General features: G+C 52.4%; 23 protein-coding genes and 1 riboswitch. Of the genes, 15 read left to right on the forward strand and 8 right to left on the reverse strand.

Features of this window, described 5'->3' with window-relative positions:
- Nucleotides 1–8: 8 nt before the first annotated feature.
- The gene (locus GA565_RS19340) at nucleotides 9–530 is read right to left on the reverse strand and encodes a zinc ribbon-containing protein (protein WP_152200169.1); all 522 of its coding nucleotides are present in this window, start codon (nucleotides 528–530) and stop codon (nucleotides 9–11) included.
- Nucleotides 531–842: 312 nt separating this feature from the next.
- Here GA565_RS19340 and leuS point away from each other — a divergent pair, with 312 nt between their 5' ends.
- The 13 genes from leuS to lipA all read left to right on the forward strand — a co-directional run bounded on the left by leuS (nucleotide 843) and on the right by lipA (nucleotide 14,732).
- Nucleotides 843–3,425 carry a leucine--tRNA ligase gene (gene leuS, locus GA565_RS19345; RefSeq protein WP_152200171.1) on the forward strand — a complete coding sequence of 861 codons (2,583 nt, stop codon included), beginning with the start codon at nucleotides 843–845 and terminating at the stop codon, nucleotides 3,423–3,425.
- 67 nt (nucleotides 3,426–3,492) lie between these two features.
- Complete coding sequence (lptE, locus tag GA565_RS19350; RefSeq protein ID WP_055778217.1) at nucleotides 3,493–4,062, forward strand: LPS assembly lipoprotein LptE; 570 nt, start codon at nucleotides 3,493–3,495, stop codon at nucleotides 4,060–4,062.
- Nucleotides 4,059–5,099, forward strand: a complete 1,041-nt coding sequence (holA, locus tag GA565_RS19355; RefSeq protein WP_152200173.1) for a DNA polymerase III subunit delta — start codon at nucleotides 4,059–4,061, stop codon at nucleotides 5,097–5,099. The genes lptE and holA overlap by 4 nt, the downstream gene beginning before the upstream one ends.
- Entirely contained in the window at nucleotides 5,099–5,776 is a 678-nt protein-coding gene (gene nadD, locus GA565_RS19360; RefSeq protein WP_084983030.1) for a nicotinate-nucleotide adenylyltransferase, read from the forward strand. Before holA ends, nadD begins: the two co-directional genes overlap by 1 nt.
- Before the next feature lie 84 nt (nucleotides 5,777–5,860).
- Nucleotides 5,861–6,178: a ribosome silencing factor gene (gene rsfS, locus GA565_RS19365; RefSeq protein ID WP_055777166.1), complete on the forward strand. Its 318-nt coding sequence runs from the start codon at nucleotides 5,861–5,863 to the stop codon at nucleotides 6,176–6,178.
- A gap of 3 nt (nucleotides 6,179–6,181) precedes the next feature.
- The gene (gene rlmH / locus GA565_RS19370) at nucleotides 6,182–6,652 is read left to right on the forward strand and encodes a 23S rRNA (pseudouridine(1915)-N(3))-methyltransferase RlmH (RefSeq protein WP_055777163.1); all 471 of its coding nucleotides are present in this window, start codon (nucleotides 6,182–6,184) and stop codon (nucleotides 6,650–6,652) included.
- Between the two features lie 42 nt (nucleotides 6,653–6,694).
- Nucleotides 6,695–8,599 carry a peptidoglycan DD-transpeptidase MrdA gene (gene mrdA / locus GA565_RS19375; RefSeq protein ID WP_152200175.1) on the forward strand — a complete coding sequence of 635 codons (1,905 nt, stop codon included), beginning with the start codon at nucleotides 6,695–6,697 and terminating at the stop codon, nucleotides 8,597–8,599.
- Between the two features lie 6 nt (nucleotides 8,600–8,605).
- Nucleotides 8,606–9,718 carry a peptidoglycan glycosyltransferase MrdB gene (gene mrdB, locus GA565_RS19380; RefSeq protein WP_055777157.1) on the forward strand — a complete coding sequence of 371 codons (1,113 nt, stop codon included), beginning with the start codon at nucleotides 8,606–8,608 and terminating at the stop codon, nucleotides 9,716–9,718.
- Nucleotides 9,719–9,727: 9 nt separating this feature from the next.
- Nucleotides 9,728–10,897 carry an endolytic peptidoglycan transglycosylase RlpA gene (rlpA, locus tag GA565_RS19385; protein WP_152200176.1) on the forward strand — a complete coding sequence of 390 codons (1,170 nt, stop codon included), beginning with the start codon at nucleotides 9,728–9,730 and terminating at the stop codon, nucleotides 10,895–10,897.
- 306 nt (nucleotides 10,898–11,203) lie between these two features.
- A complete protein-coding gene (dacA, locus tag GA565_RS19390; protein ID WP_152200178.1) occupies nucleotides 11,204–12,415 on the forward strand; it encodes a D-alanyl-D-alanine carboxypeptidase DacA in 1,212 nt (403 codons plus the stop codon).
- 135 nt (nucleotides 12,416–12,550) lie between these two features.
- A complete protein-coding gene (gene ybeD / locus GA565_RS19395) occupies nucleotides 12,551–12,814 on the forward strand; it encodes a DUF493 family protein YbeD (RefSeq protein ID WP_055777140.1) in 264 nt (87 codons plus the stop codon).
- 84 nt (nucleotides 12,815–12,898) lie between these two features.
- The gene (gene lipB / locus GA565_RS19400; protein ID WP_193311937.1) at nucleotides 12,899–13,600 is read left to right on the forward strand and encodes a lipoyl(octanoyl) transferase LipB; all 702 of its coding nucleotides are present in this window, start codon (nucleotides 12,899–12,901) and stop codon (nucleotides 13,598–13,600) included.
- Between the two features lie 166 nt (nucleotides 13,601–13,766).
- Complete coding sequence (gene lipA, locus GA565_RS19405) at nucleotides 13,767–14,732, forward strand: lipoyl synthase (protein WP_055777134.1); 966 nt, start codon at nucleotides 13,767–13,769, stop codon at nucleotides 14,730–14,732.
- A 98-nt stretch (nucleotides 14,733–14,830) separates the two neighbouring features.
- On the opposite strand, the gene tatA is transcribed toward lipA, so the two are convergent.
- From tatA to GA565_RS19435, 6 genes are all read right to left on the reverse strand, one after another.
- Nucleotides 14,831–15,028, reverse strand: a complete 198-nt coding sequence (gene tatA / locus GA565_RS19410; protein WP_017491379.1) for a Sec-independent protein translocase subunit TatA — start codon at nucleotides 15,026–15,028, stop codon at nucleotides 14,831–14,833.
- 330 nt (nucleotides 15,029–15,358) lie between these two features.
- Entirely contained in the window at nucleotides 15,359–16,144 is a 786-nt protein-coding gene (locus tag GA565_RS19415) for an amino acid ABC transporter ATP-binding protein (protein ID WP_152200179.1), read from the reverse strand.
- Nucleotides 16,141–17,085 (reverse strand): amino acid ABC transporter permease, encoded by a 945-nt coding sequence (locus GA565_RS19420; protein ID WP_152200181.1) that lies wholly within the window; start codon nucleotides 17,083–17,085, stop codon nucleotides 16,141–16,143. Before GA565_RS19420 ends, GA565_RS19415 begins: the two co-directional genes overlap by 4 nt.
- Nucleotides 17,082–17,978 (reverse strand): ABC transporter substrate-binding protein, encoded by an 897-nt coding sequence (locus tag GA565_RS19425; protein ID WP_152200183.1) that lies wholly within the window; start codon nucleotides 17,976–17,978, stop codon nucleotides 17,082–17,084. Before GA565_RS19425 ends, GA565_RS19420 begins: the two co-directional genes overlap by 4 nt.
- A gap of 222 nt (nucleotides 17,979–18,200) precedes the next feature.
- Complete coding sequence (locus tag GA565_RS19430) at nucleotides 18,201–18,995, reverse strand: deaminated glutathione amidase (RefSeq protein ID WP_152200185.1); 795 nt, start codon at nucleotides 18,993–18,995, stop codon at nucleotides 18,201–18,203.
- Between the two features lie 75 nt (nucleotides 18,996–19,070).
- On the reverse strand, nucleotides 19,071–20,027 hold the full coding sequence (locus GA565_RS19435; RefSeq protein WP_152200187.1) for a nitrate ABC transporter substrate-binding protein: 957 nt from the start codon (nucleotides 20,025–20,027) through the stop codon (nucleotides 19,071–19,073).
- A 188-nt stretch (nucleotides 20,028–20,215) separates the two neighbouring features.
- Between GA565_RS19435 and GA565_RS19440 the strand changes: the two genes are divergently transcribed.
- Complete coding sequence (locus GA565_RS19440; protein WP_152200188.1) at nucleotides 20,216–21,559, forward strand: aminotransferase class I/II-fold pyridoxal phosphate-dependent enzyme; 1,344 nt, start codon at nucleotides 20,216–20,218, stop codon at nucleotides 21,557–21,559.
- A gap of 6 nt (nucleotides 21,560–21,565) precedes the next feature.
- Here GA565_RS19440 and GA565_RS19445 read toward each other — a convergent pair whose 3' ends face one another.
- Nucleotides 21,566–21,991 carry a GNAT family N-acetyltransferase gene (locus GA565_RS19445; protein ID WP_152200190.1) on the reverse strand — a complete coding sequence of 142 codons (426 nt, stop codon included), beginning with the start codon at nucleotides 21,989–21,991 and terminating at the stop codon, nucleotides 21,566–21,568.
- A gap of 104 nt (nucleotides 21,992–22,095) precedes the next feature.
- A riboswitch (Fluoride riboswitch) is annotated at nucleotides 22,096–22,158 on the forward strand.
- Between the two features lie 68 nt (nucleotides 22,159–22,226).
- On the opposite strand from GA565_RS19445, the gene crcB reads away from it, so the two are divergent.
- Entirely contained in the window at nucleotides 22,227–22,610 is a 384-nt protein-coding gene (gene crcB / locus GA565_RS19450) for a fluoride efflux transporter CrcB (protein WP_152200192.1), read from the forward strand.
- The last annotated feature ends 59 nt before the right edge of the window (nucleotides 22,611–22,669 follow it).

Genomic DNA, 22,669 nt, shown 5'->3' on the forward strand with positions numbered 1-22,669 from the left:
AAAGAGATTTAGGGTTCAAACGCTCGGCGGGTAAACTCGTCATTACCACACTCTGGACATTTCGTCAGAATTTCAGGCGTGTAAACCGACAGCTGAAAATGGCACTTCTCGCAGATTAAATCGCCGAGTCCCACGACTTCACCGCTGTGATAGACGCCGTGATGGTTTACGTCTTTAAACACCTCTTTCCACTCCAACTGCGTTTTGTCAGTAATATCAGCCAACTCGCGCCACAGGCTCTCTTTTATCACTCGCATAAATACGCTGTCTTCATCGCCACTGTCCGTTTCCGGCGGCTTTGCTGCTGCTCGGTGTGCTGGCGCATACTCACCGTAGATACGGGCAAACTCCTGCAGGTCACGTCTTGCCGACAGTGTCAGGCGGTCAATTTCGGTCGGTGTCAGATTGCCTTCGCTTTTCAGGCTTTCCCGTGCATCGCGCACTAACAGGTCAATATCGCGTTCACCGCCGCGCAGGCGCTCCGTCAATGACGCCATCAGTTGGCGATAGTCCTGCTGTTCATTATTCATAACTTCTCCTTTCGTGCGATTTTCACACCTAAAACAACGCTTTCACTTTGCAGCTCTTCACTTTATTTTAGTCACTAATCCCTGAAAGCGGCGGACGCAGACCACAGTTTCCGCTTTGTCCGAAAAATAATCCTCAGCAGATCAGGATAAAAAGCCTCTGGCACAGCGCTGGGTGTTGTTGCCCTTGCCGCTTATCAGCTATGCTATGCGGATCTGTTTGAAACTTTTGTTATTAACGCATCATTTGATATTTGATTAACGAAATAGGGCTACGGATGTAGCTGTTTTTCACTCACAGGACCATCGGCCGCCATGCAAGAGCAATACCGTCCAGAAGATATAGAGTCACAGGTTCAACTTCACTGGCAAGAGAAGCAAACCTTCAAAGTTACCGAACAGCCTGGAAAAGAGAAGTATTACTGCCTCTCCATGTTGCCTTATCCATCAGGCCGTCTGCACATGGGTCACGTTCGTAACTACACCATTGGTGACGTGATTTCCCGCTATCAGCGCATGCTCGGTAAAAACGTTCTACAGCCTATCGGCTGGGACGCATTTGGTTTGCCAGCTGAAGGTGCGGCTGTTAAAAACAACACCGCGCCGGCTCCGTGGACTTACGAAAACATCGAATATATGAAGAACCAGCTTAAACTGCTGGGCTTTGGCTATGACTGGGACCGCGAACTTGCGACCTGTCAGCCTGAGTACTATCGCTGGGAGCAGTGGTTCTTTACCAAGCTGTACGAAAAAGGCTTAGTTTATAAGAAAACCTCAGCCGTTAACTGGTGCCCGCACGACCTGACCGTTCTCGCGAATGAGCAGGTTATCGACGGCTGCTGCTGGCGTTGTGATACCAAGGTGGAACGTAAAGAGATCCCACAGTGGTTTATTAAAATCACCGCCTATGCCGACCAGTTGCTGAACGACCTGGATACGCTTGAAAGCTGGCCTGAACAGGTCAAGACCATGCAGCGTAACTGGATTGGCCGTTCAGAAGGCGTCGAGATCACTTTCGACGTTCAGAATAGCGAAGAGAAACTGACCGTTTACACCACGCGTCCAGACACCTTTATGGGTGCGACCTACGCGGCGGTTGCAGCGGGGCACCCTCTGTCACTGCAGGCGGCCGCCTCACAGCCTGCACTGGCCGACTTTATCGACGAATGCCGCAATACCAAGGTTGCCGAAGCCGAAATGGCGACCATGGAGAAAAAAGGCATGCCGACAGGCCTGTTCGCCGTGCATCCGCTGACCGGTAAAAACATTCCAATCTGGGTCGCCAACTTTGTTCTGATGGAATACGGTACGGGCGCAGTGATGGCCGTTCCTGGCCATGACGCCCGTGACTGGGAGTTTGCGACCAAATACGACCTGCCTATCGACGCGGTTATCCTTAACGCCGACGGCAGCGTGCCGGACGTTAAAACAGCCGTAATGACCGAAAAAGGCGTGCTGTGTAACTCAGGCGAGTTCGACGGTCTTGACCACGAGCAGGGCTTTAACGCTATTGCCGACAGGCTGGTTAGCCTGGGCGTGGGTGAGCGTAAAGTGAACTACCGCCTGCGCGACTGGGGTGTATCACGCCAGCGTTACTGGGGTGCGCCAATCCCGATGATCACGCTGGAAGACGGCACCGTTATTCCTACCCCAGAAGATCAACTGCCGGTTATCCTGCCGGAAGACGTGGTAATGGACGGTATCACCAGCCCAATCAAAGCTGATCCCGAGTGGGCAAAAACCACCGTGAACGGCATGCCGGGACTGCGCGAAACCGACACCTTCGACACCTTTATGGAGTCGTCTTGGTACTACGCACGCTACACCTGCCCAGACTACGACCAAGGCATGCTGGACCCGGCTGCGGCCAATTACTGGCTGCCGGTAGACCAATACGTTGGCGGTATCGAACACGCCATCATGCACCTGATGTACTTCCGCTTCTTCCACAAACTGATGCGTGATGCGGGTCTGGTTACCTCAGACGAACCGGCAAAACGTCTACTGTGTCAGGGCATGGTATTAGCTGATGCCTTCTACTACCTCAACGACGGCGGCGCACGCGTCTGGGTTTCTCCCGTCGATGCTACGCTTGAGCGTGACGAGAAAGGCCGTATCGTTAAAGCTACCGATCCAGAAGGTCGCGAGCTGGTGTACGCGGGCATGAGCAAAATGTCCAAGTCAAAAAATAACGGTATCGACCCGCAGGTGATGGTTCAGAAATACGGTGCCGACACCGTGCGTCTGTTCATGATGTTCGCCTCACCGGCAGAAATGACGCTGGAATGGCAGGAATCAGGCGTTGAAGGCGCTAACCGCTTCCTGAAACGTGTCTGGAAACTGGCCTTTGAGCATTCGCAAAAAGGTGCTGCAGCGGCACTCGACGTGGCAACACTGACCACCGAGCAGAAAGACCTGCGTCGCGACCTGCACAAAACTATCGCCAAAGTGACCGACGATGTCGGCCGCCGTCAGACCTTCAATACCGCCATTGCGGCTATTATGGAACTGATGAACAAGATGGGCCGTGCACCTCAGGACACCGAGCAGGATCGCGCTCTTCTGCAGGAAGCCCTGCTGGCCGTGGTTCGCATGCTTTATCCGTTCACACCGCACGTGTGCTTTAGCCTGTGGCAAACGCTGGGTGGCGAAGGTGATGTGGATACTGCGCCTTGGCCGGTAGCGGACGAAAAAGCGATGGTTGAAGACTCTAAGCTGGTAGTCGTACAGGTAAATGGTAAAGTACGTGCCAAGATAACCGTTGCAGCAGACGCGACGGAAGAGCAGGTTCGCGAATTAGCGGCACAAGAGTATCTGGTCGCAAAATATCTGGATGGGGTTACAGTGCGCAAGGTAATCTACGTGCCAGGCAAACTGCTTAACCTGGTAGTGGGTTAAGTCAAGGAGGCTTTTTTTGCGAGAAAAACTTTTGGAACACAATTATTTCGGGCGTCATCGTTTTTTGATGCTGTTGCTGAGCGCTGTCGTGCTGGTGACCTCGGGCTGCGGCTTCCATTTGCGCGGCACGACTAACGTTCCTGAAGAGCTGAAAACCATCACGCTCTTTAGCTACGACCCGTACGGTCCGCTAACGCGTGAAATTCGCGATCAGCTTAAACTTAGCGATGTTACCGTTGTTGAACCTACGGTTTCCGCCAAGAAAAGCCTGCCCGAGCTGCGTATAATTGGCGCAACAGCGGGTCAGTCAACTGCCTCTATCTTCCAGGACGGCAAGGCTGCCGAGTACCAGAAAGAGATGACGGTCAGGGCGCAGGTGCTGATGCCGGGTAAAGATATCTATCCGATTAGCGTGACAGTGTTCCGCTCTTTCTTCGATAACCCACTGGCAGCGTTAGCTAAAGACGCCGAGCAGGACATTATCGACAAAGAGATGCGTGAACAGGCCGCACAGCAGCTTATTCGTAAACTCCTGACGGTTCACGCCTCAGAGCTGACGAAAAAAGATGAAGTGAACGGCACGCCTGAAATCATCAGCGTTGGAAAAGCCCCTGCGGCCAGTACCGTCACGAAATGATCCGTATTTATCCTGAACAACTTGCCGCGCAGCTCCGAGAGGGGCTGCGCGCTTGTTATTTATTATGTGGTAACGACCCGCTTTTGCTGCAAGAAAGCCAGGACGCCGTGCGTCACGCCGCCAATGCCGCCGAGTTTAGCGAACACTTCAGTTTTATTCTTGATGCCCACACCGAGTGGGACACAATATTCAGCAGCTGTCAGGCGCTCAGCCTTTTTGCCACACGCCAAACCCTGACGCTGCATTTTCCAGAAAATGGCCCTTCTGCACCGATGGCCGAACAGCTCAAAACGCTGGTCAGCCTGCTGCATGATGATATTTTACTTATCCTGCGTGCGGGCAAGCTAACCAAGGGGCAGGAAAACAGCGCCTGGTTTAAGGCCGTAAGCGAGCGCACGGTATTTGTTACCTGCCAGACGCCGGAGCAGGCACAGCTACCACGCTGGGTTGCCAAACGTGCCAAGGCGCTGTCGCTCCAGCTCGATGACCCTGCTAATCAGTTGCTCTGCTATTGTTATGAGGGGAATCTGCTGGCGCTGGCCCAGTCGCTCGAAAGGCTTGCCCTGCTCTATCCCGACGGAAAACTGACGCTGCCGCGCGTTGAAGAAGCGGTAAACGATGCTGCGCACTTTACGCCGTATCACTGGATTGATGCGCTACTTGCGGGCAAAAGCAAAAGATCGTGGCATATTTTGCGCCAACTGCAGCAGGAAGACAGCGAGCCGGTCATCTTGCTGCGTACCCTACAGCGGGAGTTGATGATGCTGGTCAATCTGCGCCGTAAAATGGACAACCAGCCGCTACGCAACCTGTTCGATCAGTACAAAGTGTGGCAGAACCGCCGCACGCTGGTGACCCAAGCACTGCAGCGCTTATCCCTTCGGCAGCTTAATCAGGCGGTGCAGTTGCTGACACAAATGGAAATTCGCCTCAAACAGGACTATGGTCAATCGGTATGGCCCGAACTGGAAAGCCTTTCCATGCTGCTGTGTGGAAAACCGCTTCCCCCGAGCTTTATTGATTCAGGAACGTTGTAATGACCTTAGGTAATACCGGTGAAAATGAACTGATGGCGCTGTTCGGCGGCACCTTTGACCCGATTCATTACGGTCATTTGCGTCCGGTTGAACAGTTGGCCTGTGAGATCCAGCTCGAAAAAGTGATTCTGCTGCCCAATAATGTGCCGCCTCATCGCCCTCAGCCTGAGGCAAGTTCAGCTCAGCGCCTAAAAATGGCACAGCTGGCCGTTGAGGGTAACCCATTGTTTTCAGTGGATTCACGTGAACTTCAACGCGATACACCTTCCTACACCATCGAGACTCTTGAAACGTTACGTAAAGAACGTGGCACTGAACAGCCTTTGGCGTTTATCATTGGCCAGGATTCATTACTAACGCTTTACAAATGGTACCGCTGGGAATCACTGCTCGACGTCTGTCATCTGGTGGTTTTAGCCCGTCCGGGATATGCCCGCGAGCTTGACACTCCCGCGTTGCAGCGTTGGTACGATGCGCACATAACAGAAGATGCCGGTCAGCTCAGGCAACGTCCTCAAGGCTGTATTTATCAAGCCAATACCCCGCTGCTGGATATTTCTGCGACAGAAATCCGCCAGCGTCGCCATGAGGGCCGCGATTGCTCAGATTTACTTCCCTTCTCGGTTGAGCGCTATATCGAATCACAGGGGCTGTATCGCGAACACTTTACGTCGTGAATAAATAACGCGTATAAGCAACGCGTGTTATACTCCGCCGCTTAATTTTCGGTTCTAGAACTACTCAATCCCCAGGGGGAATCTTTGCAAGGTAAAGCGCTCCAAGAATTCGTCATCGACAAAATTGATGACCTCAAAGCACAAGACATTATCTCTATTAATGTTGCTGGCAAATCAAGCATCACTGACTGCATGGTTATCTGTACCGGTACATCAAGCCGACACGTTGTTTCCATCGCTGGCCATTTGGTAGAAGAAGCCAAAGCCGCCGGTCTTGACGCTCACGGTATCAAAGGCATTAACGAAGCTGACTGGGTTGTCGTTGACCTGGGTGAAGTGATCGTTCACGTCATGCAGGAAGAGAGCCGTTTGCTGTACGAACTTGAGAAGCTTTGGGGTTAATTTGTGAAGCTGCAACTTGTCGCCGTGGGCACGAAAATGCCCGATTGGGTGCAGACTGGCTTCACGGATTATCTTCGCCGTTTCCCAAAAGACATGCCGTTTGAATTGATTGAAGTGCCCGCCGGTAAACGCGGGAAGAACGCGGATATCAAACGTATTCTTGAAAAAGAAGGCGAACAGATGCTGTCGGTGATTGGAAAAGGCAATCGTATCGTTACGCTGGATATTCCGGGAACCCCCTGGGAGACACCGCAGTTGGCCCAACAGCTCGAGCGCTGGAAGCAAGATGGCAGAGATGTCAGTTTGCTGATTGGCGGTCCTGAAGGGCTGGCACCAGCATGTAAAGAGGCCGCGGTTCAGAGCTGGTCGCTCTCTCCGCTGACGCTGCCACACCCACTGGTTCGGGTTCTGGTGGCTGAAAGCCTTTATCGTGCCTGGAGTATCACCACTAATCATCCGTACCACCGCGAGTAATCGGTTGGTCAATATCAGCAGCACAGTGAATTAAGTAGTGGGATGAAAATAGATCGTAACCCTTTTCGCGACTATACGGCTGAATCAGCCCTGTTTGTGCGCCGTGCACTGGTGGCGCTTTTTGGCATTCTGCTACTTAGCAGCATATTGGTTTACAATCTCTACACTATCCAGGTGGTGCGTTTTCAGGATTTTCAGACCCGATCGAATGATAACCGCATCAAACTGGTTCCCATTGCCCCAAGCCGTGGGATCATCTACGACCGCAACGGTACCCCGCTGGCGCTAAACCGCACCATTTATCAGTTAGAAATGATGCCGGAGAAGGTCGACGACGTAAAAGCGACGTTGGCCGCGCTGACGCCGATTGCCGAACTCACGCCTGAAGATATTGAAAACTTTTATAAAGAACGCAAGCGCGCGCGACGCTTTACCTCTATCCCGGTAAAAGTCGGACTGACCGAGGTGCAGGTCGCGCGCTTTGCAGTTAACCAGTTCAACTTTCCCGGCGTAGAAGTTAAAGGCTATCAGCGTCGCTACTATCCCTACGGTTCAGCGCTGACACACGTGATAGGTTATGTTTCAAAAATTAACGATCGCGACGTTGAAAGGCTCGACAAAGACGGTATTCTTGCTAACTACGCCGCCACCCACGATATCGGCAAGCTCGGCATAGAACGCTACTACGAGAATACGCTGCACGGAAAAACCGGCTATGCCGAGGTTGAAGTTAACAACCGAGGCAGAGTGATTCGCCAATTACACGAAGAGCCTCCGCAGGCGGGTAAAGACATCACGTTAACCCTCGACCTGCCGCTACAGGTCTATATTGAAGAGTTGCTCAGCGGCAGCCGCGCCGCCGTGGTGGTGACCGACCCGCGAGACGGCAGCATTCGCGCGCTGGTTTCAAACCCAAGTTATGATCCAAACCTGTTTGTAGACGGAATTTCGAGTAAGGCATACAACACCTTACTCAACGACCCTGACCGACCGCTTATCAACCGTGCGACGCAGGGCGTGTATCCGCCGGCCTCGACGGTTAAGCCGTATATTGCCGTGTCTTCACTGACGGCGGGCGTTATCAACAAAAACACCTCGCTGTTTGACCCGGGTTGGTGGCAGCTTCCGGGATCTGACAAGCGCTACCGCGACTGGAAACACTGGGGTCACGGCAGATTGAATGTCACCAAGGCTCTCGAAGAGTCCGCCGATACCTTCTTCTATCAGGTGGCGTACGACATGGGTATCGATCGCTTATCTGACTGGATGAGCAAGTTTGGCTTTGGCCAATATACCGGCATCGACCTGTCGGAAGAGCGCAACGGCAACATGCCAACGCGTGACTGGAAGTTTAAACGCTTTAAAAAGCCGTGGTATCAGGGTGACACCATTCCTGTGGGCATCGGCCAGGGTTACTGGACGGCTACCCCGATTCAGAATATGAAGGCACTGACCACGCTGATTAACGACGGCAATGTGAAAACGCCGCACCTGTTGCTCAGCACGCAGCAAGGTCTGACCAAAGTCCCTTATCAGCAGCAGGAAGTGACACAGATTGGCGACGTGCACTCAGGATATTGGGAACTGGCCAAAGACGGCATGTTTGGCGTTGCCAACCGTTCAAACGGCACGGCACGTAAATATTTCATGGATGCGCCCTACAAAGCGGCGGCGAAATCCGGTACGGCGCAGGTTTATGGCCTAAAGGCCAACGAAACCTATAACGCACACAAAATCGCAGAGCATCTGCGTGACCACAAGCTGATGAACGCCTTTGCCCCTTATGACAACCCTACCGTAGCGGTAAACGTGGTGTTGGAAAACGGCGGTATTGGTCCTGCGGTGGGCACTATTACAAGGCAGATACTCGACCATATACTCCTGGGCGATAATACGACTAAATTACCGGACGAAGCACCTGCTCCGCCCGGCATCGAAGGTGATTAACGTAGAATGACTGAAAGCCAACAAAAAGGATCGCTGTGGCAGAAAATGCACATCGACATCACGCTCCTGCTTATCGTGCTGGCTTTGCTGGTTTACAGCGCTTTCGTTATCTGGAGCGCCAGCGGGCAGGATATCGGCATGATGGAGCGCAAACTCGGTCAGATAGCGGGCGGTCTGGTAATCATGCTAGTGATGGCGCAGATCCCGCCGCGCGTTTATGAAAGCTGGGCGCCCTATCTGTATATATTCTGTGTATTTCTGCTGGTGCTGGTTGACGCTTTCGGCCAGGTCAGTAAAGGCGCACAGCGCTGGCTGGACCTTGGCATAATCCGCTTCCAACCCTCGGAGTTAGCTAAAATTGCCGTTCCATTGATGGTGGCGCGCTTTATTAACCGCGATATTTGCCCGCCGTCGCTGAAAAACACCGCGATTGCCTTAATCCTCATCTTCTTGCCTACGCTGCTGGTCGCCGCACAGCCTGACCTTGGCACCTCGATTTTGATCGCCGCTTCGGGCATTTTCGTGCTGTTCCTGTCGGGTATGAGCTGGAAGCTTATCGCCTGCGCCGCCATACTGGTGGCGGCATTTATTCCAATACTCTGGTTCTTCCTGATGCATGACTATCAGCGCGATCGCGTGATGATGCTGCTTAATCCGGAAAGCGACCCACTTGGTGCGGGTTATCACATTATTCAGTCAAAAATTGCCATCGGCTCCGGCGGCTTTTCGGGCAAAGGCTGGTTGCACGGCACCCAGTCACAGCTCGAGTTTCTGCCCGAACGTCATACCGACTTTATCTTCGCCGTATTGGCCGAAGAGCTAGGTCTGGTTGGCGTATTGGTGCTATTGGGTCTTTACTTATGCCTGATTACCCGCGGCCTGGTGATTGCTGCCAAGGCACAAACTACCTTCGGACGCGTCATGTCGGGAGGGTTAATGTTGATATTCTTTGTTTATGTCTTTGTTAACATAGGCATGGTGAGTGGTATAGTGCCGGTTGTGGGGGTACCTTTGCCTCTGGTCAGTTATGGTGGTTCAGCGTTAATCGTGCTGATGGCTGGGTTTGGTATCGTCATGTCGATACATACTCATCGAAAAATGTTATCAAAAAATTTATAGAGGTGAGCAATGCGTAAGCAGTGGATTGGGGCGATCATCGCCGGGCTGTTATTGAGTGCCTGTAGTTCTCCAGACAATCAACCGCAGCAGGCTGCTCCAGAGCCTGCCTATAACGGGCCGGTAGTCGAGATTGGCGGCGCCGATCCTGTATATGAACCCTTGAACGCCAATGCTAATAACGACTACAGCGCGAATGGCAACAGCTACAAGATAATCAAAGATGCTTCACGCTTCACGCAGACCGGTACTGCCACCTGGTACGGCAGTGAAACGGGCAGCAATGTGACCGCCAGCGGTGAAGAGTTTGACTCCTCGGCGATGACCGCGGCTCACCCTACTCTGCCAATCCCAAGCTATGTGCGCGTCACTAACCTGGCGAATGGCCGCATGCTGGTTGTGCGCATTAACGACCGCGGTCCGTTCACGTCAGACAAAATTATCGACCTGTCAAAATCAGCGTTCGACAGACTGAACCTGACCAACAGCACCCGCGTTAAACTCGATATTATTAATGTCGCGCCGGACGGTACCCTCTCAGGCCCAGGTACGGTAGGCACCACGGTAGCGAAGCAGACTTATGCTCTGCCTTCACGTCCAACCCTTGGCGCAAGCGATATTGGCACGCCGGTTCTGGCCGCACCGCCAGCTATTGGGGCTGCAGTAAAACCTGTCGATAACAGCACATTGAACACTCAGGGCGATGATGCCAATGCCGACGGCAGCGCAGCGGGGACTTCGGCCTCCACTGGCAGCGGTTTCCTGCAGGCGCCTAAACCTTTGCCTTCAGGCGTGCTTGAAAGCAGCACCCCAGCACCGGTCAGCGCACAAGACGACACCTCAATGTCCAGCAGCAATAGCTCACACACCGCAATTGCCGCAGCAGCACCGGTTGTTGCGGCGCCCGTCGTGGCGCGTCCCTCCACACGCCAGTCTGCTCCGGTATCCAGCGGCGGCTATATGGTACAGGTCGGCGCGTTGGCGAATGCACAAAATGCCGAACTGTGGCAAAAAAGCCTGAGCAAACGCTTCGCCGTGCCGGGCAAAGTACAGCCTAACGGCAGTAATTATCGCGTACAGCTGGGGCCATTTAGCAGCCGTCAGCAGGCGGCTCAGCTGCAACAGCGCCTGTCGAGCGAAGCGCAGCAGCAGTCGTTCGTGGTATCAGCTTCAGCGATGTAACCAAGGCAACGAATTAAAGACCCGTGAAATCATAGGCAATAGCGACAAAAACGACGAAAAGCCCGCAAAGTCATAGGTGCTGCAGTGAGGCAGGCAGTAAGTTAATTCAATGAACTTACACCGGATAAGTCATTCGGATTAACTTACGCAGCCAACGAAGCTGAAGTGCCAGGATGCAGTGGGTAACAGCTTGTAAAATTCAGTAAATGCTCGCAAGCCATCGTATTCACAGATGTCTGACTGTGTCTGTTCTGATATAGTGTGGCACGTTTTTAATTTACCTTTACGGATGTTGTTGTCTCAATCATGAAACTTGCTACTCCTTCTCGTTTAGTCAAGGGCATTGCACTTGGCACCGTCATTTCTCTAAGTACAGCGTCTGCCGCCTTCGCCGACGATGTAAACCTTAAGACTATGATCCCTGGCGTTCCGCAAATCGATGCCGAAGCCTACGTTCTGATTGATTACAACTCTGGCAAAGTCCTTGCCGAAATGAACGCCGACGCGCGCCGCGATCCTGCCAGCTTGACAAAAATGATGACCAGCTACGTCATTGGTCAGTCGATTAAATCAGGAAAAATTACGCCTTCCGACATCGTTACCGTGGGTAAAGACGCGTGGGCAACCGGCAATCCAGTGTTCAAGGGCTCGTCGCTGATGTTCCTTAAGCCTGGCGATCGCGTGCCAGTATCCGAACTGAACCGCGGTATTATTCTGCAATCAGGCAACGATGCCTGCGTGGCTATGGCTGACTACGTCGCCGGCAGTCAGGACGCCTTTGTTGGCCTGATGAACAACTACGTGAATGCCCTCGGTCTAAAAAATACCCATTTTGGCACCGTTCACGGCCTCGATGCGGCAGGTCAATACAGCTCGGCACGCGACATGGCGCTGATTGGTCAAGCACTGATCCGCGATGTACCGGAAGAGTATGCGACCTACAAAGAGAAAGAGTTCACCTTCAACAACATTCGCCAGATGAACCGTAACGGCCTGCTGTGGGATTCAAGCCTGCAGGTTGACGGCATCAAAACCGGCCATACCGAATCAGCGGGTTATAATCTGGTTGCCTCAGCGACCGAAGGCCAGATGCGCTTGATCTCTGCCGTGATGGGCGGCCATACCTATAAAGGCCGTGAAGTTGAAAGTAAAAAACTGCTGACCTGGGGCTTCCGCTTCTTTGAGACTGTTGCGCCGCTAAAAGCGGGTAAAGAGTTTGCGTCAGAACCGGTGTGGTTTGGCGACAGCAACAGCGTTCAGCTTGGCGTTGACAAAGATGCCTACCTGACCATTCCACGCGGCCGCATGAAAGATTTGAAAGCCAGCTACGTGTTGAACAATACTGAACTCCATGCACCACTGCAGAAAAATCAGGTAGTGGGCACCATTAACTTCCAACTGGACGGCAAAACCATCGACCAACGTCCTCTGGTCGTTTTAAAAGAAGTTAAAGAAGGCGGTTTCGTTAGCCGCATCGTGGATTATATTAAACTGATGTTCCATCATTGGTTTGGCTAAAAGCTCGCGATTGGGGTTGAAAATGTGCGCTTTGACCCCACATGATTAGTATATAATTCTACTCCCGCTCCGGCGGGAGTTATAATTTATAGAACCTAAGCAAATTAGCAGTAACAACACTACGCGGGAGTGCACATGAAAACCAAACTTAACGAACTACTCGAATTCCCCTGCTCATTCACTTACAAGGTGATGGGTCTGGCGCAGCCCGAGTTGGTTGACCAGGTTGTGGAAGTCGTGCAGCGTCACGCGCCTGGCGATTACAACCCGCAGGTAAAACCAAGCAGCAAGGGCAACTACCATTCAGTTTCTATTACCATTACAGCAACGCATATCGATCAGGTCGAAACCCTGTACGCAGAGCTGGGTAATATTGAAATTGTGCGTATGGTCCTGTAAAAACAGTAAATATCGGCGTAACGCCCTCGGTGTGTTACGCTGATTTCATTTTATTGCTCTATTCTCAGAAAGACGATAATCGCCGTGCAACGAGAAAAACTGCAAGACCGCATCACCCTGCGCCAGCTTGGCCTGCAACCTTACGAACCCGTCTCGCGTGCCATGCACGTCTTCACCGATTTGCGCACTGCCGAAACCCAAGATGAAATCTGGCTGGTACAGCACCCGAAAGTATTTACTCAGGGTCAGGCCGGCAAGGCCGAGCACGTGCTGTTTCCCGGTGATATTCCGGTGATCCAAAGCGATCGCGGCGGTCAGGTGACTTATCACGGCCCAGGTCAGCAGGTGATGTATGTCATGGTTGATATCAAGCGCAGAAAAATGGGCGTACGTCAGTTAGTTACCGCTATAGAACAAACTGTCGTCGATACGCTGGCATTTTTTAACATTGAAGCTTACCCGAGAGCCGATGCGCCAGGTGTTTACGTTGACGGCAAAAAAATATGCTCTCTCGGCCTGCGTATTCGCCGAGGCTGTTCGCTGCACGGGCTGGCGCTGAATATTGATATGGATTTAGAGCCGTTCCAGCGTATCAATCCGTGCGGTTATGCCGGACTGCAAATGACTCAAGCCAGCCTCGAAAAACCGGGGATCACGGTGGATCAAGTGATGCCTGCTCTGGTTAAGGCGTTTAACAAACAACTTGGTTATCAACAAGTTGACTATCTTCCGTGGCAGCTTGAAGATTATCCTCAACGCGCTGCAGACACATTGCCCGCAAAATAATAACATTTACATCTTTTTAACAAAGCAAGTTGTCGTTACTTTAAGCGATGCCGCTTCAATGATATAATTTCTGTATATTTTCTATTATTTTTTAATGAAGCAGCTAGTTCATTGAATGTCTTGAAAAATCTCGCCCGCGAGAGACAATACTGGAACCTGCAAGATTATGAGTAAACCGATCCAAATGGAACGCGGCGTCAAGTATCGCGATGCTGATAAGATGGCGTTAATCCCGGTGAAAACCGTGGTCACAGACCGGCAGGAAATGCTTCGTAAACCGGCCTGGATGAAAATCAAACTTCCGGCCGACTCCAGTCGTATTCAGGGCATTAAAGCGGCATTACGCAAAAATGGCCTGCACTCGGTGTGCGAAGAAGCGGCTTGCCCTAACCTTTCAGAATGTTTCAACCACGGTACGGCTACCTTCATGATCCTCGGAGCCATCTGCACCCGTCGTTGTCCGTTCTGCGACGTTGCTCACGGCCGTCCGGTAGCCCCTGACACCAATGAGCCGCTTAAGCTGGCCCAGACGATTGCCGATATGGGTCTGCGTTATGTAGTGATAACCTCGGTTGACCGCGATGACCTGCGCGACGGGGGTGCTCAGCACTTTGCTGACTGCATTACCGCCATTCGCGAGAAAAACCCGACCATCAAGATTGAAACGCTGGTTCCCGACTTCCGTGGTCGTATGGATCGCGCTCTTGAGATCCTCAACGCCGCGCCGCCAGACGTGTTTAACCACAATCTGGAAAACGTGCCACGCGTTTATCGTCAGGTTCGCCCGGGTGCAAACTATGAGTGGTCGTTGAAACTGCTTGAGCGTTTTAAAGAAGCGCACCCTGAAATTCCGACCAAATCGGGTCTGATGGTAGGCCTCGGTGAAACCAACGAAGAGATCATTGAAGTGATGCGCGACCTGCGTCGTCACGGCGTGACCATGTTGACACTGGGCCAATATTTGCAGCCGAGCCGCCACCATTTACCGGTGCAGCGCTACGTCAGCCCTGAAGAGTTCGAACAGATGAAAGAAGAAGCGCTGGCGATGGGCTTCACCCACGCAGCCTGCGGTCCTTTCGTTCGCTCGTCTTACCATGCTGATCTTCAGGCCAAGGGTATCGAGGTTAAGTAATTCGGTCCTAATTCTGACTCGTTAGACAGAAAAAAAGCTGCTTATATAAGCAGCTTTTTTTATACCATCATCACCGTGGCCGCAGCCGAAGGGTGAGATTAGTCCTTATGCTCAACACGCTGTTCAGCCTGTGCGTCAGCTTTAGCGACCGGAGCCGGATCGTCATTCATGGCTTTTTTGAAGCCACGCAGCGCTGCGCCAAGGTCACCGCCGAGGGAGCGAAGTTTGCTGGTACCGAAAAGCAGCACAATCAGCACGCCGACAACTAACAGTTTAGTAATACTCAAACCTTCCATAAATACCTTCTTTACACTGATTGCTGAATTTAACAGCTGGAGAATAAAATTGTCGCGCAGGCGACCTGAATTCCATCCCTGTACGTATTGTAACCATTAACTCATTATGAGCCTGCATGGTCGTACGTTAAAGCATTTCTTTGTTATATTATTTTTCTTACAAAGCGCTATAGGGCATGAAAAGTGCGGCGATTATACGCCCGCTACCGTAAGGGAAACAAACCTTGCGTGCTACCTTTAACTAAAACTCAACAGCTTTACAACAAAAAAGGTGGAGGGTAGAGATCAAAATTGCAGCTCAACTCCCCCGCACTTCCTGTTTTCAACTGCTTAGATAAAGCGGCTTAGAAACGCCTGGAAACGCGGATGCTGCGGATTTACCAGCACCTCTTCCGGCGGTCCCTGCTCGATAACGTGGCCCCCATCCATAAACACCACGCGGTCGGCGGCTTCTCGTGCAAAACCAATTTCATGCGTCACCACAATCATGGTCAACCCCTGCTCCGCGAGGCTGCGCATGGTCGCCAACACTTCGCCCACCAATTCTGGGTCCAGCGCCGAAGTCGGTTCATCAAACAGCATCAGTTTGGGTTTAATCGCCAAGGCACGGGCGATCGCCACACGCTGCTGCTGTCCGCCAGAAAGGTGTCGCGGATACGCATCGGCCTTATCACTCAGTCCAACCTTTTCCAGCAGTTGACGGGCATAGGCCTCGGCCTCGTGGCGGCTTTGTTTATGCACGCCAATCGGCGCTTCAACAATGTTTTGCAACACGGTCATGTGCGGATAGAGATTGAACTGCTGAAAAACCATGCCGATATCACGACGTTGACGGGCAATACCTCGCTCGGACAGCTTGCGCAGCTGGTCGCCGTGCAGCTCATAACCTATCTGCTCACCACCGACCATAATGGTTCCGCGATCGATATCTTCCAAATGGTTGATACAGCGCAGAAAGGTCGATTTCCCCGAGCCAGAAGGGCCTAGAATAACCACCACTTCACTCGGTTTCACATCCAGGTCGATGCCTTTCAAAACTTCATTGTCGCCGTAACTTTTATGCACATTACGCGCGGTCACAAGCAGGGCTTGCGCATCGGACAGCGTCGAACTCATAGCTCCCCCTTCTGAGCCAGATTAGGCTGCGCGGCCACCACTTTACCCGCTGCGGCTGCAGGACGGCGCTTGGCAGCCACAGTGCGGCGTGTGCCTTTAGAATAAAAACGCTCGATGAATGACTGCCCAACGTTAAGCACGGAGGTGATCAGCAGATACCAAATCACCGCCACCATCAGCATCGGCACCACTTCAAAGGTGCGGTTGTAAATGGTTTGCACCGAATACAGCAGGTCACCCATCGCGATAACGCTGACCAGCGAGGTTGCTTTAATCATGCTAATCAACTGGTTACCGGTGGGCGGAATGATTGAGCGCATAGCCTGTGGAATAATGATGCGGCGCAGCGCGCGGCCTCGGCTCATACCAAATGCCTGGGCTGTTTCCGCCTGTCCGTTATCAACCGACAGCAGTCCGGCGCGAATAATTTCGGCCATGTATGCCGCTTCATTCAGCGCCAAACCAGCAATCGCCGCCGTCAATGGCGTAATCAGGTCATTGGTGTTCCAGCTGGCAAACGTCGGCCCAACAAACGGCAGTCCCAATGCAACGTGCGGGAACAGCGTAGACATGTTGTACCAGAACAACAGCTGCACCAACAGCGGCGTGCCGCGGAAAAACCACACATACAGGCCTGAAAGACGACGCAGCAGCAGGCTTTGTGACAAGCGCCCCACCGCCAGCAGCAGGCCCAGCAGCGTACCCAGCACCATCGACACCACAGTAAGGCCGAGCGTGACGCCCAGACCTTTTATCACCGACGCTTCGGTAAACCACTGTGCGACAACATGCCATTCAAAGTTCGGATTAAGGGCCACGCTGATAACCACATCGGCGGCAAGAATCAGGACCACTATCCAGGCGACCCAACGACCGTAGTTTCGCGGCGCATGAGCAAACTCAACGTTACGTCGTGGGTCCGAGGTCGTTTTATCGGTCATTTAGTGGGTTTTCCCAGATTGATGCCCGGTGCCTGCAGCATGTTGCCCTCAAGACCCCATTTTTTCATGATTGCGGCATAGGTTCCGTTGGTGAACAACTCCTGATAGGCCGCCAGCACCACTTTGCCAATCTCGGAATCTTTTGGCACGACAGTTCCCTGGAATATATCGTTAAAACCGTTTGATTTACCCGCGCCCGCCAAGGTCAGCTGGCCATTAGACTCTTTGATAAAGTAGGACAGCGGTGCCTGAGAAGAGAAGAAGGCATCTGAACGCTTGGAGCGCACGGCCAAAATCGAGGTTGGCTGGTCGGTAAATGACTGTACGGTAACAGCCTCTTTACCTGCTTTCACACAGTCTTCCGACTGCTGCTTAATAACCTTCTCGGCAGATCCCGCTGCCATCACAGCGATACGCAGGCCGCAGGTGTCGGCCAATGACTGAATATTTTTCGGGTTACCGTTTGGCACGGCAAAGGCCACGTATTCTTTTACGAAATCGACAAAATCATTTTTAGCCTGACGCTCAGGGTAGTCACCGATTGGGCCAATACCCATCTGATAACGTCCAGAGGAGATACCGGTTAAAATTCCTGACAGCCCGCTCACAGAGGCGTGTTCAATTTTCACGCCCAGCAATTGGCCCATGGAATGCGCCAGGTCAGCGCTCGCGCCGTCTAACGAATTCGTGCCGGTAACAATTTCGTACGGAGGAAAAGATCCGTTATTTACCGAGGTCAGTACGCCTGATTTTTGAATTTCAGCAGGTAATTTGGCGTGCAAAGCCGGGTCCATTTTAACGTCAGGAATAGAAACAGTTTCAGCTGCAAAGGTATTCATTGAAAGTAACGCAGTAGTCAGAACAGCGGCACGTCGAAATTGTTTTGCCATCATCTCAAAATCCTCTGTATGGAATAGGTGTTGTGAATGTTGTGAATTTCTTATTTTTGGCACCTTCCGTGGTGCGATTATCCTGGACGCCTTAGATTTTTTACCGTGATTTCCGGCGCTGAAAAAACGGATTTGGTACCGCGCTCCCTGGTGTTGGTTCGCGCTTTTACTGCCTGTCTGCCGATAACGTTAGGTTGACGCAATCAAGCAGGCGTTTTACTGGATTCAAACTTCTTTCAGCTGTGGAATGCCAAAACAGCGATTCTCGAGTACTGGCAATGCTTTGCGGGCATAGGCCAAGCGTTCACGGTCAAGCTCGGCAAACACCAGCGCCGGGGCTTCAGCAGCGCGGGCAATTGCCACGCCAAGAGGATCGACTACCATGCTGTTACCAATATTGCGCTCACCACATTCGCCCACCGCCACGATATAGCTGGTGTTTTCCAGCGCGCGGGCAGTGACCAGCACTTCCCAATGCATCTCTTTCAGCGGTCCTTTAACCCAGGCCGCTGGCAGAACCAGCACTTCTGCGCCGTCTAATACCAAGCGACGAGCCAGTTCCGGGAAGCGCACGTCATAACAGGTCATCAGGCCCACTTTGTAGCCTGCCACCTCAACCAAAGGTGGAACTTCAGTACCCGCAGTCACGTTTTTAGATTCTTTATTGGCAAAAGCATCATAGAGATGCAGCTTGCGGTATTGAGAAATAATTTCGCCATTACGGATAGAAATCAACACGTTCCATGCACGACCGTCCGGTGCTGGCGTGTGAATACTCATCATGGTGGTCAACTGATTGCCCTTGCTGGCGGCGATCAGTTTAGAAACAAACGGGCCGTCCAGCGGCTGCGCAGCCTTTAATACCAGATCAGGATCGGTAATATCACGCGCTAAAATACCCTCAGGCAACACCAGCAGGTCGGCACCGGCAGCCAGCGATTTCGCCATCAGCGTCAGGCACGTTTCAACGTTGGTTTCCCACTCGCGCGAAACGGCAAATTGACCCATTGCAACTTTCATTTCTATTCCTCACGCCCTATGGGCGTAAAAGGTGATGCAGTGAAGGAGCACTCACTCACGCTTAATCATCCGCCGTTATTTGGCGTAAGCGGGGAATAAGTCGGCAGGCGTCAGGCGCACTGCAGTAATATTTTGAACATAAAGTTCATTGGCAAAATCGTCGATCATTTTTTTGTTATGCTCGAAACCGTTGTCGTTCCAGCTCACCGGCAAATCCACCACGGTACGGCGAATATCGTCCAGCAACCAAGGCGTGGTATCGGCATACTTCACACGCTTATCCATCCACACGTGGTAAGACTTATCAATAATTTCACTCAACGCGTCGGCCAGCCAAGGATGCTCGGCGGCAACGTCGGTCTTAATAGCCAAAATATGCATGCCCGGCACATAGCCAACGCGGTTAAAATACTCAAGCTCGGACTGTCGGAAATCAGGCTGCAGCTGGCGGAAGCCCGATCCTGGTTTAAAGAATCCTTCAGGCATAAACGGCGTAAATACCGCGTCCAGCCAGCCTTCTTTCAACAGTTCCATCATTGGCCGCTCATCCGGGCAGGCCTCAATGCGCCCCTCGCGGCCAAAGCCGTTCAGGCGGTCAACAATCGGATGCGCCTCAGTCAGGCGACCGGCGTACCAGTAAGCGTCGTCAATACCCACGCCGTCAACACCCAGCACAGTACGCGTCCAGGTATTACCCGAATCTTGCCAACCCGTTAAGCCAATACGCTTACCCGCCAGCTCTGAAATTTTAGTCAACGGACTGTCTTCACGGGTGATAATGCAACGCTGACGAAAACCGCGCATCAGGAAATGCGGCACGGCCAGCACGTCATCTTCACCCTTGGCGCGGCCCTGAGCATAGCGACTGAAAGAGATTTCAGCGGCGTCGTACTGTTCCGTCGTTGCCAGATCTCCAACCAGCGTACCCACGCGGTCAATTTCGAGATTGAATCCCTCAGGCTTAATGTCGCCCAGCGCCAACGGCGTAAAATAATCCCAGTCACGAACGGCCAGCCTGATAGTAATTGCCACGTCTTTCCCCTTAATGTCTGCAAAATTGCTTTTTACAAAAGAACACACAAACCCAACATGCCCGAGCGGAGAGTGATCACATTTATCACGATGTGATTATTTTATCGCCTCCGTTGACTAAGTTTGATACTAATAGCATAAATTAATATGTACAATAGAATCTTTGTTACTGAACAAAAGGTGATTTGATGGGTGTAAGTGTGAATGACAAAGCGCTGGATGCTGAATGGTTTGCCGGCCATTTGCAGGACCGATCGATGCGCGGCATAGCGATTGAAACTGCCGCCATGATCCGCTCGGGCGTGATTGAAATTGGCACCCACCTACCGGCCGTTCGCGAATTGGCTCAGGCGCTTGGTGTAAGCCCTGCCACAGTATCGGCTGCCTGGGGTCAGCTAAGACGCCAGAAAGTTATTGCCGGTCGAGGCCGCAACGGGGTTTGGGTCTGCGGAGATACACTTTCCCCCCGCCCTGCAAGATTCGAAAAAATTGGCAATTTTGGCGACCACATTATTGCCGATATGACCCTGGCCGCGCCCGATCCGGAACTGCTGCCCCGACTCAACCAGGCCTTGTTAAGCAGTGTTGAAACAGAAAATCTCAACAGCTATCAGCGTGAAGCTATTTCGCAAGTTTTAGTCGAGGCAGTAAAACCAAGCTGGCCCTATGCCGCAGACGCGTTCATGGCCGCCGACGGTGGTTTCGATGCCATGAATCTCACACTGCAAACGCTCATCATGCAAGGTTCGGTAGTGGCGATTGAAGACCCCACGGCCACTCGCCTGCTCGATATGCTCGACAACATTGGCGCTCAGGTGATTGCGGTAAAATGTGACGAGTTTGGGCCAACGCCGGAATCACTGCAGGCCGCGCTGGTGAAAAATCCTGCGGCGTTTATTTATCAGCCCCGCACTCATTCACATACTGGTCATATCATCAGCCCACAGCGTATGGCAGAAATGGCGGAAATTTTACAGAGTAGCCAGGCGCTGATTATTGAAGATGACGGCATCGGGGAACTTGCCCGTACCGAACCGCTAAGCATGGGCACCTTTTTGCCTAAACGCACGGTGCATGTACGCTCGTATTCTAAAGCCTACGGTCCTGACCTGCGCATGGCCGTTATCTCAAGCTCAAACGACTTAATCAAACAAATCAAATCGTTCCGCAACTTTGGTGCCGGATGGTCTAGCCGAATTTTGCAGCATACGCTGGCCTGGCTGATTAACGACCCGATTACACAAGAAGGTATTGTGGAGGCGAAAAGGGTTTATGCGCAGCGCCGGCAGGCGCTCATTGATGCACTGGCGGTGCGCGGCATTCATCTGCCGACGCGTGAAGGGTTGTCAATTTTAATTCCGGTACCCTCAGAGCAGTTTGCGCTGGTGACGCTGGCGGCGCGCGGCATTGCCGTGTTGCCCGGTGAGCGCAGCCGCATTGGGCCCGGCCAGTTTATACGCGCCAGCACCAGCATGATGAGGCTGGATCAGGTTGAAATTATCGCCGATGCCATCCTGCTGGCGATGGGATAGCCGTTTTCAGCGCAGGCGTTTAATCAGATACTTGGGCGACTCCTCATAATCGGCACGCGCATAAAACTGATGGGCGCGCACCCGGCGAGAATGGCTGTGAACTTCCATGCGGTCGCAGCCTCTTTCAGCCGCCAGACTCTCGGCCCTCTCAAGCAAGCGTTGCCCAATACCCGCGCCGCGATGCTCGCCGCTAACGCACAAGTAACTGATGCGGCAGAAATCGCCCTCAAGCGGCAGCTGTGGAATGAAGTGCAGCGAAATAAAACCGCACACCTGTCGGTTAATTTCTGAAACCCACAGCACGCTGTCGGGGTTGCCCCGCATGAGGCTAATCTGGCTTTCAATAAACTCCACGCCTGCCGGATAATCCAAATCGGCCAGCAGTGCCACGATAGCCTCAGCATCGCCAGCTTGTGCATCACGAATTAACATATAAAATCCTCACCGCTTGGGCCGTTGCCCACGAGTTTGACTACAAATTGACGATTTATTTCGGTAAACTTGTCAGGCTTCAGTCTTGTCTATTAACGAAAACCAAAGCTAGTGGAGATGACATTCCTCCCAAACCGCCCTTACCGGCTGATGATGTCTACGAAATCTCATTGAGAGGTTCGTAGCATGACGCCGGAACCTTTCTTAACATTGACTCTTTTTTTGAAAGGCATTTATGTTTAACACTTTCCTGGCAGTTCTCATCGGCGGTGGCGTGGGCAGCGTGGTACGCTGGTATGTCAGCCTTAAACTCAATCCATCGTCTTCCGTTGTGCCACTGGGCACGCTGGCCGTCAACCTTGCCGGTGCGTTTATTATCGGCCTGGTGATTGCGATGTTTAACCGTATGACCCAGTGGGATCCGGTTTGGAAAATGCTACTCACCACCGGCTTTTGCGGCGGCATGACCACCTTTTCAACATTCTCGCTTGAGGTGGTTTATATGCTGCAGGACGGCCGTTTTGGTGCCGCACTGCTCAATATCGCCCTCAACCTTTTTGGCTCGCTGGCGCTGACCATGTTGGGCTTTATGCTCGTAAGCTGGTACACCGGCCATTAAATTTTAACCCGCCGAATTATTGACAATTTAATGTTTTCTTAACTTTCGGCGGGGATACT

This window comes from Rouxiella sp. S1S-2 (assembly GCF_009208105.1).
Classification (GTDB): domain Bacteria; phylum Pseudomonadota; class Gammaproteobacteria; order Enterobacterales; family Enterobacteriaceae; genus Rouxiella.

What these genes read in the sequence shown, in the direction of transcription:
- GA565_RS19340 (WP_152200169.1), bottom strand. Translation starts at nt 530, where the DNA reads ATGAATAATGAACAGCAGGACTATCGCCAACTGATGGCGTCATTGACG.
- leuS (WP_152200171.1), top strand. Translation starts at nt 843, where the DNA reads ATGCAAGAGCAATACCGTCCAGAAGATATAGAGTCACAGGTTCAACTT.
- lptE (WP_055778217.1), top strand. Translation starts at nt 3,493, where the DNA reads ATGCTGTTGCTGAGCGCTGTCGTGCTGGTGACCTCGGGCTGCGGCTTC.
- holA (WP_152200173.1), top strand. Translation starts at nt 4,059, where the DNA reads ATGATCCGTATTTATCCTGAACAACTTGCCGCGCAGCTCCGAGAGGGG.
- nadD (WP_084983030.1), top strand. Translation starts at nt 5,099, where the DNA reads ATGACCTTAGGTAATACCGGTGAAAATGAACTGATGGCGCTGTTCGGC.
- mrdA (WP_152200175.1), top strand. Translation starts at nt 6,695, where the DNA reads ATGAAAATAGATCGTAACCCTTTTCGCGACTATACGGCTGAATCAGCC.
- mrdB (WP_055777157.1), top strand. Translation starts at nt 8,606, where the DNA reads ATGACTGAAAGCCAACAAAAAGGATCGCTGTGGCAGAAAATGCACATC.
- rlpA (WP_152200176.1), top strand. Translation starts at nt 9,728, where the DNA reads ATGCGTAAGCAGTGGATTGGGGCGATCATCGCCGGGCTGTTATTGAGT.
- dacA (WP_152200178.1), top strand. Translation starts at nt 11,204, where the DNA reads ATGAAACTTGCTACTCCTTCTCGTTTAGTCAAGGGCATTGCACTTGGC.
- ybeD (WP_055777140.1), top strand. Translation starts at nt 12,551, where the DNA reads ATGAAAACCAAACTTAACGAACTACTCGAATTCCCCTGCTCATTCACT.
- lipA (WP_055777134.1), top strand. Translation starts at nt 13,767, where the DNA reads ATGAGTAAACCGATCCAAATGGAACGCGGCGTCAAGTATCGCGATGCT.
- tatA (WP_017491379.1), bottom strand. Translation starts at nt 15,028, where the DNA reads ATGGAAGGTTTGAGTATTACTAAACTGTTAGTTGTCGGCGTGCTGATT.
- GA565_RS19415 (WP_152200179.1), bottom strand. Translation starts at nt 16,144, where the DNA reads ATGAGTTCGACGCTGTCCGATGCGCAAGCCCTGCTTGTGACCGCGCGT.
- GA565_RS19420 (WP_152200181.1), bottom strand. Translation starts at nt 17,085, where the DNA reads ATGACCGATAAAACGACCTCGGACCCACGACGTAACGTTGAGTTTGCT.
- GA565_RS19425 (WP_152200183.1), bottom strand. Translation starts at nt 17,978, where the DNA reads ATGATGGCAAAACAATTTCGACGTGCCGCTGTTCTGACTACTGCGTTA.
- GA565_RS19430 (WP_152200185.1), bottom strand. Translation starts at nt 18,995, where the DNA reads ATGAAAGTTGCAATGGGTCAATTTGCCGTTTCGCGCGAGTGGGAAACC.
- GA565_RS19440 (WP_152200188.1), top strand. Translation starts at nt 20,216, where the DNA reads ATGGGTGTAAGTGTGAATGACAAAGCGCTGGATGCTGAATGGTTTGCC.
- GA565_RS19445 (WP_152200190.1), bottom strand. Translation starts at nt 21,991, where the DNA reads ATGTTAATTCGTGATGCACAAGCTGGCGATGCTGAGGCTATCGTGGCA.
- crcB (WP_152200192.1), top strand. Translation starts at nt 22,227, where the DNA reads ATGTTTAACACTTTCCTGGCAGTTCTCATCGGCGGTGGCGTGGGCAGC.